Genomic DNA, 19,085 nt, shown 5'->3' on the forward strand with positions numbered 1-19,085 from the left:
TTTTATTATCATCTCAACCTCAGAGTAATCCCAGCACCTATACCCCAATGGCCTCCCGCACTCGTAACAGATACATTCGAGCGAATATTTCCATCTTCAGACGTATAACCAGCTCCAATAGCAAATGCTGATTGGCTCCGCCATAAACCACTACCAAATGAGACACTTAAAGACCCTGGTATATCATAGTAACGTAAATTAGAAACTGCCAAACCAATAGCTGCGGCTTGTCTTGCCTCTTTGCGAACATCCTCAATCGCATAACTCAACGTATCAAACTTCATATCCGTATAGGATTTCGCCTCGCTAATGCCATTGTCGACAAGACTACTTACTTGTTCATCCGTATATTTCTTCGCATCATCAAGAACAATCTTCATCTGCTCTTCCGTATAATCATGCAACTGACCGCCATTAACTGCTTCATGAGAACCTTTCTCAATCTTACCATCACCCACATTGTCTATTAATACCGGAGCACTTTCATCTCCCCCAACCAACGTGATGCTATTGCTCTTCTTACCATCCGCTCCTTTATCATAGTTAACTGCGCCATCAGTTACGGCCGTTTCAATATCTTTTACATGTTGATCTATCGTATCTACACGGTCTTCAACCTTGCTAACCCTATTATTCGTATCCCAAAGCTGACCGCCATTTACAACATCTTTCGAGCCTTCCTCTACCGCACCATCGGAAACATTCGTGATCTTACTCGATTCTCCTTTATGACCAGCATCATACGCACCCTTGTCTTCATTCCAATTCAAGCCATTCGTATCAAGATTGTTCGCAACCTCCGTAATACGATCGTTGATACTCGTCATACCCTCACTAACACCTTCAAAGGCACCAGCAACATCATTATAAACCTTCTTATCTGACGAACCGCCATCGCTATTGAATTGTGCAACCTTGAATTCGGGTGCTGTCCAATGCCCTCCTTCATAGCTCGCTCCTCCTCCTAAATACAGCGCTAACGTCTGATTGAGTGAATAAAGCTGATTTCCCGTGATCGCTTCTGTAGAACCTTCTGAAATGTCACCATCTAAAAGCGACTTCAATTTGCTCTTGCTTCTTTGAGATCCTTTCCCATGAAGCGCTACAAAAGCTTGATCTTCATCACTCCACAACAACGCATTCTGCTCAATATTGTCAGAAATAGTATCATGAAGCTGTGTGAAGGAACTATTCATACCGGCAAAGGCTGCTGCAACATTATTATAGCTCTTCTCTTCTGAACTCCCATCAGAATTGAAGCTGGTTAATGTGAATGTAGGTGCGGTCCATTGACCTTCTTCATAACGAGCTCCACCTCCAAAATACGTCGCTAACGTCTGATTTAAAGAATAAAGCTGACCACCATTCACTGCCTCTGTCGAGCCTTCTGAAACTGTTGCCGCTTTTACGCCAGAAAGACTACGCACTGCACCCTCACTGTTGGCAATGCTGATTTCTGTACCCTCTTTCTCTGAACCAATGCGGATAACCTTACTGTCTGAATCCTGCTTAACAAGACTATCACTGACAACTTGGTTAATCTCATTCTTAAGCTCATTATGAAGATTGGTGAAAGAAGTACCTACACCAGCAAACGCTTCAGATACACTCGCATAATCCTCTTCTCCAGAATGACCATCATCCTTAATGGTTTTAACTCTAAAGCTTGGCGCTTTCCATTGGCCTTCTTTATATTCAGCGCCACCACCAAGCGATTTCGCTATATCCATGGCTGTTGTTTGTAAATCATCAGATACAGCATTCACATGTTGATTGGTGGCAAAAAGCTGTGAACCATTAACTGCATCTCTCGATTCTGCCGAAAGTGCTCCTGCCTTCACACCTGAAAGCGTCCGTGAGGCACCATCAATATTGGCAAAGTTAACTTCAGTACCGCTCTTTTCTTTTCCTACACTAATAACATGTGTCTTAGAATCTTGTTTAACAAGACTATCACCCACAACTTGCTTAATCTCATTCTTGAGCTCATTATGAAGATTGGTGAAAGAAGTCCCTACACCAGAAAGCGCCTCAGATACACTCGCATAGCTTTGCTCTTCAACACCTCTGCCGTCTTCCTTGACTGTGGTAACCTTGAAGTTGGGTTGGCTCCATTCTCCATTCTTATAGCCAGCACCTCCACCAAAATAGGTCGCTAGTGTATTACTCATTGAATAAAGCTGGGAACCATTGACCGCATCATTCGATTCTGCCGAAAGTGCTCCTGCTTTCACACCTGAAAGCGTCCGTGGTGCATCACCACTATTGGCAATACTAATGGTGCTGCCGCCTTTTTCTGCTCCTATTTTGATGACTTTCGTATCAGCATCCTGCTTAACAAGACTATCACTAACCACTTGGTTAATCGCTTTGTTAAGCTCATTCTTAATATTCGTGAAAGAGCTACCAACACCTACAAACGCTTCAGCAACATTCTCATATTTCTCTTCAACATTACTCCCATCTTCCTTGACTGTCGTAACCTTGTATTCGGGCGCCTTCCATTGTCCACCTTCATAACGAGCACCTCCGCCTAAAGACTTCGCAACACTGTCACCCAAGGCGTGCAGCTGATTACCAGCTATAGCATCACTCGAATTGGCATTGATGTCACCATTGGCAAGAGACGTGATCTTGCTTGCAACTTTCTCTTTACCTTCTTCACCATGCTTGGCAACAAAAGCTCCTTTAGCCTTATCCCACAACAAGGCATCATCTTTAACACCTTTAGAAACTTCTTCTACTTTCTTATCAAAATCCTTAACAGTATTCGATAAATGGTCATTGACACTATTAATACTTTTATCAAGATCTGTAACTGTTGAGCCAATATCATGGTGTTCATTCTTGATTACATTACCTTCATCATCAACTGATGTGATCGTATAACTTGGGGCTGTCCACGCACCATTCTCGTAACTTGCATTACCTCCTAAAGACTTCGCAACACTATCACCCAAGGCGTGCAGCTGATTACCAGCTATAGCATCACTCGAATTGGCATTGATGTCACCATTGGCAAGAGACGTGATCTTACTTGCAACTTTCTCTTTGCCTTTTTCACCATGCTTGGCAACAAAGGCCCCATCATCCTTGCTCCACAGCAACGCATCGCCTTGGACTTGTTCTGTAATATGGGTGATATTGTTTTCAATCTTTTTTGTCGTTTCGTTAATTTTATCATCAATGTCTTGTTTAACATCTTTGACTTTCTCATCAACGTTCTTAACGACATTCGTGAAGCTGTTACCAACACCTGCAAAGGCTGTACCAACATCTTGGTATTTATTCGTGATTACATTACCTTTATCATCAACTGATGAGACATTAAAAGTAGGTGCTATCCATGTGCCATTCTCATAACTTGCATTCCCCCCTAAAGATTTCGCAACACTGTCACCCAAAGCATGAAGCTGAGAACCATTGATGGCATCGGTGGAGGCAGAATTAATATCACCATCCGCAAGATACTTGATCTTACTTGCAACCTTCTCTTTACCTTCTTCGCCATGCTTGGCAACAAAAGCTCCATCATCCTTGCTCCACAGCAACGCATCGCCTTGAACCTGCTCTGTAATATTAGTGATATTGTTTTGAATTTCTTTCGTCGTTTTTTCAATTTTATCATCAATGTCTTGTTTAACATCTTTGACTTTCTCATCGACACTCTTAACAACATTCGCGAAGCTGTTACCAACACCTGCAAAGGCTGTACCAACATCTTGGTATTTATTCGTGGTTACCTTACCTTTATCATCAACTGATGAGACATTAAAAGTAGGTGCTATCCATGTGCCATTCTCATAACTTGCATTACCTCCTAAAGACTTCGCAACACTGTCACCCAAGGCATGAAGCTGAGAACCATTGATCGCATCGGTGGAGGCAGCATTGATATCACCTTGTGCAAGAGACGTGATCTTACTTGCAACTTTCTCTTTACCTTCTTCACCATGCTTGGCAACAAAAGCTCCTTCAGCCTTATCCCACAACAAGGCATCATCTTTAACACCTTTAGAAACTTCTTCTACTTTCTTATCAAAATCCTTAACAGTATTCGATAAATGGTCATTGACATTATTAATACTTTTATCAAGATCTTTAACTGTCGAGCCAATATCATGATATTCATTCGTAGTGACATTACCTTCATCATCAACGGATGCGACATTAAAAGTAGGTGCTGTCCACTGGCCATTCTCGTAACTTGCATTACCTCCTAAAGACTTCGCAACACTGTCACCCAAGGCATGAAGCTGAGAACCATTGATTGCGTCGGTGGAGGCAGCATTAATATCACCATTTGCAAGTGATGTAATCTTACTTGCCGTTTTCTCTTTGCCTTTTTCACCATGCTTAGCAACAAAGGCTCCATCATCCTTGCTCCACAACAACGCATCACCCTGAACTCGCTCTGTAATATGGGTAATATTGTTTTCAATCTTTTTTGTCGTTTCGTCAATTTTATCATCAATGTCTTTCTTAACATCTTTGACTTTATCATCAACGCTCTTAACAACATTCGTGAAAGAGGTACCAACACCAGTAAAAGCTGTTGCGACATCTTGGTATTCGTTCGTGGTTACCTTACCTTCACCATCAACTGATGCAACCGTGAAAGTAGGTGCTGTCCACTGGCCATTCTCGTAACTCGCATTACCTCCTAAAGATTTTGCAACACTGCTACCCAAGCCGTAAAACTGAGAACCATTGATCGCATCGGTGGAGGTGGCATTAATATCACCATTGGCAAGAGAAGTGATCTTGCTATTGTTCTTTTCTTCACCATGCTTAGCAACAAAGGCTCCATCATCCTTGCTCCACAGCAACGCATCGCCTTGAACCTGCTCTGTAATATTAGTGATATTGTTTTCAATCTTTTTTGTCGTTTCGTCAATTTTATCGTCAATGTCTTTCTTAACATCTTTGACTTTATCATCAACGCTCTTAACAACATTCGTGAAAGAGGTACCAACACCAGTAAAAGCTGTTGCGACATCTTGGTATTCGTTCGTGGTTACCTTACCTTCACCATCAACTGATGCAACCGTGAAAGCAGGAGCCGTCCATGTGCCGTTTTCATACTTAGCACCACCACCAAAATACTCGGAAATCTTTGTATTTGTCTCAAAAAGCTGAGAACCATTGATCGCATCGGTGGAGGTGGCAGAAACATCACCTTGTGCAAGATACTTAATCTTACTTGCGGTTTTCGCTTGGCCTTCTTCGCCATGTTTGGCTACAAAAGCTCCATCATCCTTGCTCCACAGCAACGCATCACCCTGAACTTTCTCTGTAATATTGGTGATATTGTTTTGAATCTCTTTCGTCGTTTTTTCAATTTTATCATCAAAATCCTTAACAGTATTCGATAAGTGGTCATTGACACTATTAATACTTTTATCAAGATCTGTAACTGTTGAGCCAATGTCATGGTGTTCATTCTTGGTTACATTACCTTCACCATCAACTGATGAGACTGTATAACTTGGTGCTGTCCATGTACCGTTCTCGTAACTTGCATTACCTCCTAAAGACTTCGCAACACTATCACCCAAGGCGTACAGCTGATTACCAGCTATAGCATCACTCGAATTGGCATTGATGTCACCATTGGCAAGATACTTGATCTTACTTGCAACTTTCTCTTTACCTTCTTCACCATGCTTGGCAACAAAAGCTCCATCATCCTTGCTCCACAGCAACGCATCACCCTGAACTTTCTCTGTAATATTGGTGATATTGTTTTGAATCTCTTTCGTCGTTTTTTCAATTTTATCATCAAAATCCTTAACAGTATTCGATAAGTGGTCATTGACACTATTAATACTTTTATCAAGATCTGTAACTGTTGAGCCAATGTCATGGTGTTCATTCTTGGTTACATTACCTTCACCATCAACTGATGAGACTGTATAACTTGGTGCTATCCATGTACCGTTCTCGTAACTTGCATTACCTCCTAAAGACTTCGCAACACTATCACCCAAGGCGTACAGCTGATTACCAGCTATAGCATCACTCGAATTGGCATTGATGTCACCATTGGCAAGATACTTGATCTTACTTGCAACTTTCTCTTTACCTTCTTCACCATGCTTGGCAACAAAAGCTCCATCATCCTTGCTCCACAGCAACGCATCACCCTGAACTTTCTCTGTAATATTGGTGATATTGTTTTGAATCTCTTTCGTCGTTTTTTCAATTTTATCATCAAAATCCTTAACAGTATTCGATAAGTGGTCATTGACACTATTAATACTTTTATCAAGATCTGTAACTGTTGAGCCAATGTCATGGTGTTCATTCTTGGTTACATTACCTTCACCATCAACTGATGAGACTGTATAACTTGGTGCTATCCATGTACCGTTCTCGTAACTTGCATTACCTCCTAAAGACTTCGCAACACTATCACCCAAGGCGTGCAGCTGAGAACCATTGATCGCATCGGTGGAAGTTTCTGAAATATCGCCATTTGCGAGAGAGGTGATTTTGCTCGCAAATTTCTCATCGCTTTCTTCAGTTCCTGCCTTTTTATGCTTGGCAACAAAGGCTCCATCATCCGTGCTCCACAACAAGGAATCGCCTTGAACTTGTGCTGTTATATCATTGATTTTATCATTAACGTCTTTTTTTACATCATCAACTTTTTTATCAACGTTCTCAGCGACATTTTTGAAGCTACTGCCAACACCTGTAAATGCATCAGAAACATTCTGATATGTATTCGTGGTTACCTTACCTTCACCATCAACTGATGCAACCTTAAAAGTAGGAGCTGTCCATGCTCCATTTTCATACTTAGCACCACCACCAAAGTACTGCGCAACCTTATCATTGGTTTCAAAAAGCTGGGAACCATTGATCGCATCAGTGGAGGCAGAATTAATATCACCATCCGCAAGATACTTGATCTTACTTGCAGCTTTCTCATCGCTTTCTTCAATTCCAGCCTTTTTATGCTTGGCAACAAAGGCTCCATCATCCGTGCTCCACAACAAGGAATCACCTTGAACTTGTGCGGTTATACCTTCGATTTTCTCATTAAAGTCTTTTTTTACACTATCGACTTGGTCCTTAACGTTCTTAACCACATTCGTGAAGTTACTATCAACACCAGCAAACGCTGCACCAACATCATGGTATTCTTGTGTCGTTACATTACCTTTATCATCAACTGATGAGACCGTATAACTTGGTGCTGTCCACTTGCCATTCTCGTAACTTGCATTACCCCCTAAAGAATTTGCGACACTGTTACCCAAAGCATGAAGCTGGGAACCATTGATCGCATCGGTGGAAGTTTCTGAAATATCGCCATTTGCGAGAGAGGTGATTTTGCTTGCAACTTTCTCATCGCTTTCTTCAGTTCCTGCCTTTTTATGCTTGGCAACAAAGGCCCCATCATCCTTGCTCCACAGCAACGCATCGCCTTGGACTTGTTCTGTAATATGGGTGATATTGTTTTCAATCTTTTTTGTCGTTTCGTTAATTTTATCATCAATGTCTTGTTTAACATCTTTGACTTTCTCATCAACGTTCTTAACGACATTCGTGAAGCTGTTACCAACACCTGCAAAGGCTGTACCAACATCTTGGTATTTATTCGTGATTACATTACCTTTATCATCAACTGATGAGATCGTGAAAGTAGGATCTTTCCACGTACCATTCTCGTAACTTGCACTTCCCCCTAAAGATTTCGCAACACTGTTACCCAAAGCATGAAGTTGGGAACCATTGATTGCATCGGTGGAGGTGGTAGAAATATCACCTGGTGCGAGAGACGTGATCTTGCTATTGTTTTTTTTCTGTTCTTCTCCAGATTTTGTACTATGTTGTGCTACAAAAGCTCCGGCATCATTACTCCATAATAAAGCATCGCTTTGGGTCTTTTCGATCTCTTTATTAATTTCATTGGTAATTTTATTCTCAATATTCGTGAAAGAGGTACCAACTCCTGCAAAGGCATCAGCAACATTCTGGTATGTATTCGTGGTTACCTTACCTTCACCATCAACTGACGCAACCTTAAAAGTAGGAGCTGTCCATGCTCCATTTTCATACTTAGCACCACCACCAAAGTACTGCGCAACCTTATCATTGGTTTCAAAAAGCTGGGAACCATTGATCGCATCAGTGGAGGCAGAATTAATATCACCATCCGCAAGATACTTGATCTTACTTGCAACTTTTTCATCGCTTTCTTCAGCACCAGCCTTGTTATGTTTGGCCACAAAAGCCCCTTCACTCTTACTCCATAACAAAGAATCGCCTTGAACTTGTGCGGTTATATCTTCGATTTTCTCATTAAAGTCTTTTTTAACATCTTTGACTTTGTCATCAACGTTCTTAACGACATTCGTGAAGTTGCTATCAACTCCAGCAAAGGCTGCACCAACATCATTGTATTCTTTTTTGGTGACATTACCTTTATCGTCAATTGATGAGACCGTAAATTTGGGGGCTGTCCATTTGCCATTCTCATAACTTGCATTACCACCTAAAGATTTTGCGACATTCGTGCCCAAAGTATAAAGTTGAGAACCATTGATGGCATCGGTGGAAGTGTTATTAATATCACCATTTGCAAGAGACGTAATCTTGCTATTGGTTTTTTCCTGATCTTCTCCAACTTTTGTACTATGTTGCGCTACAAACGCTCCGGCATCATTACTCCATAATAAAGCATCGCTTTGGGTCTTTTCGATCTCTTTATTAATTTCATTGGTAATTTTATTCTCAATATTCGTAAAAGAAGTACCAACTCCTGCAAAGGCTGAAGCAACATCATTGTATTCTTTCGTGGTTACCTCACCTTTACCATCAACTGATGCAACCTTAAAAGTAGGAGCTGTCCATGCTCCATTTTCATACTTAGCACCACCACCAAAGTACTGCGCAACCTTATCATTGGTTTCAAAAAGCTGGGAACCATTGATCGCATCGGTGGAGGTGGCATTAATATCACCATTTGCAAGATGTTTAATTTTACTTGCGGTTTTCGCTTGGCCTTCTTCATCCCCAGCCTTGTTATGTTTGGCTACAAAAGCTCCTTCGCTCTTACTCCACAACAAGGAATCGCCTTGAACTTGTGCGGTTATACCTTCGATTTTTTCATCAAAGTCTTTTTTAACATCTTTGACTTTGTCATCAACGTTCTTAACAACATTTTTAAAGTTGCTATCAACTCCAGCAAAGGCTGCACCAACATCATGGTATTTTTTCGTGGTTATATTACCTTTATCATCAACGGATGAAACTGTATAACTTGGGTCTTTCCACGTGCCATTCTCATAACTTGCATTCCCCCCTAAAGAATTTGCGACACTGTTACCCAAAGCATGAAGCTGAGAACCATTGATCGCATCACTTGAATTGGCAGAAATATCACCATTTGCGAGAGAGGTGATTTTGCTTGCAACTTTCTCATCGCTTTCTTTATCTCCAGCCTTTTTATGCTTAGCAACAAAAGCTCCTTCGCTCTTACTCCACAACAAGGAATCACCTTGAACTTGTGCGGTTATACCTTCGATTTTATCATCAAAGTCTTTTTTTACATCATCGACTTTTTTATCAACCTTCTCAGCGACATTTTTGAAGCTACTGCCAACACCTGTAAATGCATCAGAAACATTCTGATATGTATCCGTGGTTACATTACCTTTATCATCAACTGATGTGATCGTGAAAGTAGGATCTTTCCACGTACCATTCTCGTAACTTGCACTTCCCCCTAAAGATTTTGCAACACTGTTACCCAAAGCATGAAGTTGGGAACCATTGATTGCATCGGTGGAGGTGGTAGAAATATCACCTGGTGCGAGAGACGTGATCTTGCTATTGGTTTTTTTCTGTTCTTCTCCAACTTTTGTACTATGTTGCGCTACAAACGCACTTTGTTCTTCACTCCATAATAAAGCATCGCTTTGGGTCTTTTCGATCTCTTTATTAATTTCATTGGTAATTTTATTCTCAATATTCGTGAAAGAGGTACCAACACCTGCAAACGCTGCACCGACATCATTGTATTCTTGCGTCGTTACCTCACCTTTACCATCAACTGATGCAACCGTGAAAGTAGGTGCTGTCCACGTGCCGTTTTCATACTTAGCACCACCACCAAAATAATTTGCGACACTGTTACCCAAAGCATGAAGCTGAGAGCCATTGATAGCATCGGTGGAGGCAGCAGAAATATCACCTTGTGCAAGATGTTTAATTTTACTTGCGGTTTTCGCTTGGCCTTCTTCATCTCCAGCCTTGTTATGTTTGGCTACAAAAGCTCCTTCGCTCTTACTCCACAACAAGGAATCGCCTTGAACTTGTGCGGTTATACCTTCGATTTTATCATCAAAGTCTTTTTTTACACCCTCGACTTTTTTATCAACATCCTTAACGTTATCAACGACATTTTTGAAGTTGCTATCAATACCAGCAAACGCTGCACCCACATCATGGTATTTTTGCGTGGTTATATTACCTTTATCATCAACGGATGAAACTGTATAACTTGGGTCTTTCCACGTACCATTCTCGTAACTTGCACTTCCCCCTAAAGATTTTGCAACACTGTTACCCAAAGCATGAAGTTGGGAACCATTGATTGCATCGGTGGAGGTGGTAGAAATATCACCTGGTGCGAGAGACGTGATCTTACTATTGGTTTTTTCCTGATCTTCTCCAACTTTTGTACTATGTTGCGCTACAAAAGCTCCAGCATCATTACTCCATAATAAAGCATCGCTTTGGGTCTTTTCGATCTCTTTATTAATTTCATTGGTAATTTTATTCTCAATATTCGTGAAAGAGGTACCAACACCTGCAAACGCTGAAGCAACATCATTGTATTCTTGCGTCGTTACCTCACCTTTACCATCAACTGATGCAACCTTAAAAGTAGGGGCTGTCCATGCTCCATTTTCATACTTAGCACCACCACCAAAGTACTGCGCAACCTTATCATTGGTTTCAAAAAGCTGGGAACCATTGATCGCATCGGTAGAGGTGGCATTAATATCACCATTTGCAAGATGTTTAATTTTACTTGCGGTTTTCGCTTGGCCTTCTTCATCTCCATCCTTGTTATGTTTGGCAACAAAAGCTCCTTCGCTCTTACTCCACAACAAGGAATCACCTTGAACTTGTGCTGTTATACCTTCGATTTTATCATCAAAGTCTTTTTTTACATCTTTGACTTTGTCATCAACATTCTTAACAACATTTTTAAAGTTGCTATCAACACCAGCAAACGCTGCACCAACATCATGGTATTCTTGTGTCGTTACATTACCTTTATCATCAACTGATGAGACCGTATAACTTGGGTCTTTCCACGTGCCATTCTCATAACTTGCACTCCCCCCTAAAGATTTCGCAACACTGCTACCCAAAGTATAAAGTTGAGAACCATTGATTGCATCAGTGGAGGCAGAATTAATATCACCATTTGCAAGAGAGGTGATCTTACTTGCAACTTTCTCATCGCTTTCTTCAGCTCCAGACTTTTTATGCTTGGCTACAAAGGCTTCATCTTTTGTGCTCCACAGCAAGGAATCACCTTGAACTTCTGCAGTTATATGATCGATTTTATCACCAAACTCTTTTTTTACATCATCGACTTTTTTATCAACGTTTTTAACGACATTTGTAAAGCTACTACCAACACCAGAAAAAGCCGAAGCTACATTGTCATACTCTGCTGTACCTTCCGTACCATCTTCGCTGAAGGTCTTAACCGTGAATTTGGGAGCGGTCCATTTGCCGTTTTCGTAAGTTGCATTACCCCCTAAAGAATTTGCGACATTCGTGCCCAAAGTATAGAGTTGAGAGCCATTGATAGCATCGGTGGAGGTGACATTAATATCACCATTTGCAAGATGTTTAATTTTACTTGCGGTTTTCGCTTGGCCTTCTTCATCCCCATCCTTGTTATGTTTGGCTACAAAAGCTCCTTCGCTCTTACTCCACAACAAGGAATCGCCTTGAACTTGTGCGGTTATACCTTCGATTTTTTCATCAAAGTCTTTTTTAACATCTTTGACTTTGTCATCAACGTTCTTAACAACATTCGTGAAGTTGCTATCAACACCAGCAAAGGCATCAGCAACATTCTGGTATGTCTTATCCTGAGACGTGCCATCCTCACTAAGCTGCTTAACCGTAAATTTGGGAGCGGTCCATGTGCCGTTTTCATACTTAGCACCACCACCAAAATACTTTGCAACACCACTACCCAAAGTATAAAGTTGTGCACCATTGATTGCATCAGTGGAGGCAGAATTAATATCACCATTTGCAAGAGAGGTGATCTTACTTGCAACTTTCTCATCGCTTTCTTCAGCTCCAGACTTTTTATGCTTGGCTACAAAGGCTTCATCTTTTGTGCTCCACAGCAAGGAATCGCCTTGAACTTCTGCAGTTATATGATCGATTTTATCACCAAACTCTTTTTTTACATCATCGACTTGGTCCTTAACGTTCTTAACGACATTTTTGAAGCTACTGCCAACACCTGCAAATGCATCAGAAACATTCTGATATGTATTCGTAGTTGTTTGACCTTTATCGTCAACTGATGAGACCTCAAAAGTAGGTTCTGTCCATGTGCCGTTCTCGTAACTTGCATTCCCCCCTAAAGATTTTGCGACATTGCTCCCTAAAGCATGAAGCTGGGAGCCATTGATTGCATCAGTGGAGGTGTTGTTAATATCGCCTGGTGCGAGAGAGGTGATTTTGCTTGCGGTTTTTCCCTCATCTTCTCCAGACTTTTTATGCTTGGCTACAAAGGCTTCATCTTTTGTGCTCCACAGCAAGGAATCACCTTGAACTTCTGCGGTTATATCTTTGACTTGCTTATCAAAGTCTTTTTTTACATCATCAACTTTTTTATCAACGTTCTTAACGACATTTGTAAAGTTGCTATCAATACCAGCAAAAGCCGAAGCTACATTGTCATACTCTGCCGTACCTTCCGTACCATCTTCACTGAAGGTCTTAACCGTGAATTTGGGGGCTGTCCATGCGCCATTTTCGTAAGTTGCACCTCCCCCTAAAGATTTTACAACACCGCTACCCAAAGTATAAAGTTGAGAACCATTGATTGCATCAGTGGAAATTTCTGAAATATCGCCATTTGCGAGAGACGTGATCTTGCTGTTACTCTTGACACCTTCTCCTTCAGTATCACCTGCGGATTTTTGAATATGTTGTGCGACAAAGGCTCCGGCATCATCATTCCATAATAAAGCATCGCTTTTAGTTTTTTCGATCCCTTTATTAATGTCATTGGTAATTTTATTCTCAATATTCGTGAAAGATGCACCAACACCTGCAAACGCTGAAGCAACATCATTGTATGTATTCGTGGTTACCTTACCTTTACCATCAACTGATGCAACCTTAAAAGTAGGAGCGGTCCATTTGCCGTTTTCGTAAGTTGCACCACCACCAAAATACTTTGCAACACCACTACCCAAAGTATAAAGTTGTGCACCATTGATTGCATCGGTGGAAGTTTCTGAAATATCGCCATTTGCAAGAGAGGTGATTTTGCTTGCAACCTTCTCATCGCTTTCTTTATCTCCAACCTTTTTATGTGTGGCGACAAAGGCGCCGGCTTTTTTACTCCACAGTAAGGAATCACCTTGAACTTCTGCGGTTATATCTTTGACTTGCTTATCAAAGTCTTTTTTTACATCATCAACTTTTTTATCAACGTTCTTAACGACATTTGTAAAGTTGCTATCAATACCAGCAAAAGCCGAAGCTACATTGTCATACTCTGCCGTACCTTCCGTACCATTTTCACTGAAGGTCTTAACCGTGAATTTAGGAGCGGTCCACGCACCATTCTCGTAGCTTGCATTACCCCCTAAAGATTTTGCAACACCGCTACCCAAAGCATGAAGCTGAGAACCATTGATCGCATCAGTGGAAGTTTCTGAAATATCGCCATTTGCAAGAGACGTAATTTTGCTTGCAACTTTCTCATTGCCTTCTTCATCTCCAGACTTTTTATGCTTGGCTACAAAGGCTTCATCTTCCGTGCTCCACAGTAAGGAATCACCTTGAACTTCTGCGGTTATATCTTTGATTTTCTCATCAAAGCCTTTTTTTACATTATCGACTTGGTCCTTAACGTTCTTAACGACATTTGTAAAGTTGCTATCAATACCAGCAAAAGCCGAAGCTACATTGTCATACTCTGCCGTACCTTCCGTACCATTTTCACTGAAGGTCTTAACCGTGAACTTAGGAGCGGTCCACGCACCATTCTCGTAGCTTGCATTACCCCCTAAAGATTTTGCAACACCGCTACCCAAAGCATGAAGCTGAGAACCATTGATTGCATCGGTGGAAGTTTCTGAAATATCGCCATTTGCAAGAGAGGTGATTTTGCTTGCAACCTTCTCATCGCTTTCTTTATCTCCAACCTTTTTATGTGTGGCGACAAAGGCGCCGGCTTTTTTACTCCACAGTAAGGAATCACCTTGAACTTCTGCGGTTATATCTTTGACTTGCTTATCAAAGTCTTTTTTTACATCATCAACTTTTTTATCAACGTTCTTAACGACATTTGTAAAGTTGCTATCAATACCAGCAAAAGCCGAAGCTACATTGTCATACTCTGCCGTACCTTCCGTACCATTTTCACTGAAGGTCTTAACCGTGAACTTGGGAGCGGTCCATTTGCCGTTTTCGTAAGTTGCACCACCACCAAAATACTTTGCAACACCACTACCCAAAGTATAAAGTTGTGCACCATTGATTGCATCGGTGGAAGTTTCTGAAATATCGCCATTTGCAAGAGACGTAATTTTGCTTGCAACTTTCTCATTGCCTTCTTCATCTCCAGCCTTTTTATGCTTGGCTACAAAGGCTTCATCTTCCGTGCTCCACAGTAAGGAATCACCTTGAACTTCTGCGGTTATATCTTTGACTTGCTTATCAAAGTCTTTTTTTACATCATCAACTTTTTTATCAACGTTCTTAACGACATTTGTAAAGTTGCTATCAATACCAGCAAAAGCCGAAGCTACATTGTCATACTCTGCCGTACCTTCCGTACCATTTTCACTGAAGGTCTTAACCGTGAATTTAGGAGCGGTCCACGCACCATTCTCGTACCTTGCATTACCCCCTAAAGATTTTGCAACACCGCTACCCAAAGCATGAAGCTGAGAACCATTGATCGCATCAGTGGAAGTTTCTGAAATATCGCCATTTGCAAGAGACGTAATTTTGCTTGCAACTTTCTCATTGCCTTCTTCAGCTCCAGCCTTTTTATGCTTGGCCACAAAGGCTCCAGTTTCTTCATTCCATAACAAGGAATCGCCTTGAACTTCTGCGGTTATATCTTTGATTTTCTCATCAAAGCCTTTTTTTACATCATCGACTTGGTCCTTAACGTTCTTAACGACATTTTTGAAGCTACTGCCAACACCTGCAAATGCATCAGAAACATTCTGATATGTATTCGTAGTTGTTTGACCTTTATCGTCAACTGATGAGACCTCAAAAGTAGGTTCTGTCCATTTGCCGTTTTCGTAAGTTGCATTACCCCCTAAAGATTTTGCGACATTGCTCCCTAAAGCATGAAGCTGGGAGCCATTGATTGCATCAGTGGAGGTGTTGTTAATATCGCCTGGTGCGAGAGACGTGATTTTGCTTGCGGTTTTTTCTGCGACTTCTTTGTCTCCAGCCTTTTTATGCTGTGCGACAAAGGCTCCGGCATCATCATTCCATAATAAAGCATCGCTTTTAGTTTTTTCGATCCCTTTATTAATGTCATTGGTAATTTTATTCTCAATATTCGTGAAAGATGCACCAACACCTGCAAACGCTGAAGCAACATCATTGTATGTATTCGTGGTTACGTTACCTTTACCATCAACTGATGCAACCTTAAAAGTAGGAGCGGTCCATGTGCCATTTTCATACTTAGTGCCACCGCCAAAATACTTCGCAACCTTATCATTGGTCTCAAAAAGCTGAGAACCATTTACCGCATCATGTGAATCTTTAGAGATTGTCCCACCTGTCAAACCAGAAAGGGTTCGGTTCTCATTATTCTTGTTTTGAAGATTAATTATATTGCCATCTGTTTCTTTACCAATAGTGATGTCTCTTGTATTGGAATCTTGTTTTACAAAGCTATTAGCAGCCAATTGCTCTGTGACTTCTGTTTGAATTTTCTGCAACTGTCCAAAATTTACTGCATCAGTTTCTGCAATACCATCCTTCACCCCAGAAATAATCCGAGCACTACCATCTTTATTGGCAATATCGATTTTATCACCATCTGTTTCCTTACCAATGGTGATATGTCTTGTTTCGGGATTTTGTTTAACGAAGCTATTGGATGCAACTTGTTTTTCAACTTCTTGAATTTTTTCTGCTACTTGTTCTTGGACCTCTTCCTTGGTTTTTCTTAACTGTCCAAAATTCACGGCATCGGTGTCATCGGTACCTGTTGCTACTCCTGTAATTTTTTGATTTGCAACATTAATACCAGTCGTGGTTATTTGTGGACCATTTTCAAATATTAAACCATTCTCTGTTAGTGTCGTTTTTCCTAAATTTATGCCCTTTACTGTGAGAATATCACTCAAGTCAATTTTTATTCCTTTGGATGCTTTGCTAAGCGTTACATTAGAACCAGCCTCAAAGATTAGATTGTTATCTGAATTAACATCTATTACTGTGGAATTACCATCACTATTTAAACCTACGAACTTCCAGCTTCCACCGGCAGACTTTGCTACAGCTTTCAGCTGTGCAACGTTGACTGCATCAGTATCTTGAGTACCTGCTGCTAATCCGGTAATTTGTCGTGTTTTGCCTTCCTTAACATTCCCAATGCTGAGTGCAGCATAACCGGATTTCCATGCCTTGTCTGCGTTTGTTGAGCCTGTCTTGGTGATTGGATCATACCCTGCAATACCAGCGCTAACATCAGCGATAGAATGTGAACCTAATGCAACACCATCCTCAACTGATACGTTTGTCTCACTACCAAGAGCCATCGCATAGTTGGCATTGTCACCAACTATGGCTGAAGCACCAAAGGCCAACGCATTCTCGGCATTATCACCAATTTTGGCTGTAAAACCAAGGGCAGATGATTGACTAGAGTTTTTACCAATTGTGGCAAACGCACCAAAGACAAGCGACATCCTAGACGCTTCACCAACACTAGCAAATGAACCAAAAGCAAGCGAATACTCGGCCCCTTTAGCAACCGTAGCGAATGAACCAAGAGCAGCGGAATTTTGAGATTCGGCTACAGGATCTGTAAATGCTGTATCCGATGTGTCAATAACTAAACCTCTTAGAGCCCCGCCGGACCCTTGTTCTGGCTTTTCTGGCCCTTCTGGCCCTTCTGGAGGTTTTACGATCATCCCCATTGCTGCTTTTAGCTGTGCAAGGTTGACGGCATCGGTGTCTTGCGTGCCCGCTGCTACTCCGGTAATTTGTCGCGTATGAATAGTAGTCCCTATAGAACGACCAATACTGACTGCACCCATGGTGCTTTTCCATACATAATTTGAAAGTTTTGAGATTTGACCAGTTCTGGGGTCAAATCCAGCTTGCCCTGCTCTTCTGTTCGCCAGTGACTCCGCGCCCAAAGCAACAGCACCATACTCCCCCTCTGCCACCTTAGCTAGATGACCTACAGCCGTAGCAAATCCTGAGTTATTATCAACACCAGCCCCGTCACCCAATGCCAGCCCACCCCCTGAATTCGCAAATACAAATGCTCCATAACCTAAAGCGACGCTACCTGTACTACCTGATCTAATATTAGCAGAAGAACCGATCAGCACCGAATTATCACTCTTCTCACCTATAACTGGCGCAGTGTAATACGCATTACCAGTCCCTCCCTTAATGGGTTGCTTGCCAGGACCTATCACAATAGTTCCCTCAGAATTCGCCAGGATTCCCCCGTTGCCTATCACTACCTTATTTTTGAAAACTTGCATTATAGCACCATTATCATCATCAGCAGCTCTCTGGGTGAGCATGGATCGTGCGTTTCTTGCCTGATGCACTTTAAGCCCTGAAACATTCAAGTTTTGATCGTCTTCACCAATATCATTGGCTAAACTAATGGCTTGCCTGCTGATAGGAAGATTGAACGCATCAACATCGGTAGCTTTCGCAAATTGTGGGGATTTTTTCTTGCTCACTGCTTTTAGCAGATCTTGTATAATAACTTGCACAGAATCGCCCTGTGTTGTTAAAACATTCACGATAGGAGGTATATTACTGCTCTTTAAAAGAGTGTTGATGAGAAAATTCACATAGTCATTAGAAGCATTTACTTTTGATGTTAGTGCTGTATTCACAGCTGTTAAATAACCCTCCCTTGATATATCGGAAACACCCAAAACATTGTCATTGTTATTACCGACAGCAGTAAAACTTTGTGGATCACCTTCCCTGCTTTTTTGAACAGTTGCCTGAAGTGTTTCTTTTGAAACAGCATCCCTTGAAAGGCTAGGAGAAATATTTGATAAAAATACGACTGCCGAAACCAAAAAAAGTGCCTTCATAAAAGACAGCCGAGCTAAATTTAAACTTTTTGCCGTCCATATGCTCAATATTTTTGTCATCATAATCTCCCCAAACAAAAAAAACTCTTAAACATAAAAAAGACACATTTCAGCATTAGCATTCTTTTAGGCTCTTGGGTGAAAAGCACTTTTTGGCAAAGTGTGCACGTTTTGAGTCTTTTATCTTTCTGTTTTGTATGTTTTTTGGACATAAAAATAACATATTTAGAGTTTAGTCATTGTTGGTATGTTGTTTTGTTGCCTAATTTAAAAAAAGGTTGTGTGTTAATATTTTTTACTTGTGGTAATTGTTATAAAATGTTTCATAATAAGTTTTAGTGCATGTTTTTTTATGCATATTTAGCTATGGTAGAGAGTATTATTCTCTAGTAATCTTAATAATAAGTGAAATAGAGAAGGTTATAATATTAAAGATCTGGGCTTTTATTAAGCGTTTGGCTTTTTTAGCTAGGCCTTTTCTTTAAGTATTGTGTGATAATACATACATATTTCTGTGATATA

The 19,085-nt window shown here is 41.0% G+C and carries 1 protein-coding gene; it reads right to left on the reverse strand.

Features of this window, described 5'->3' with window-relative positions:
- Positions 1 to 8: 8 nt before the first annotated feature.
- Positions 9 to 18,563 (reverse strand): Vomp family autotransporter, encoded by an 18,555-nt coding sequence (locus tag AC6ER8_RS07675; RefSeq protein ID WP_497078158.1) that lies wholly within the window; start codon positions 18,561 to 18,563, stop codon positions 9 to 11.
- Positions 18,564 to 19,085: the final 522 nt, after the last annotated feature.

The organism is Bartonella sp. SL320 (assembly GCF_059687635.1).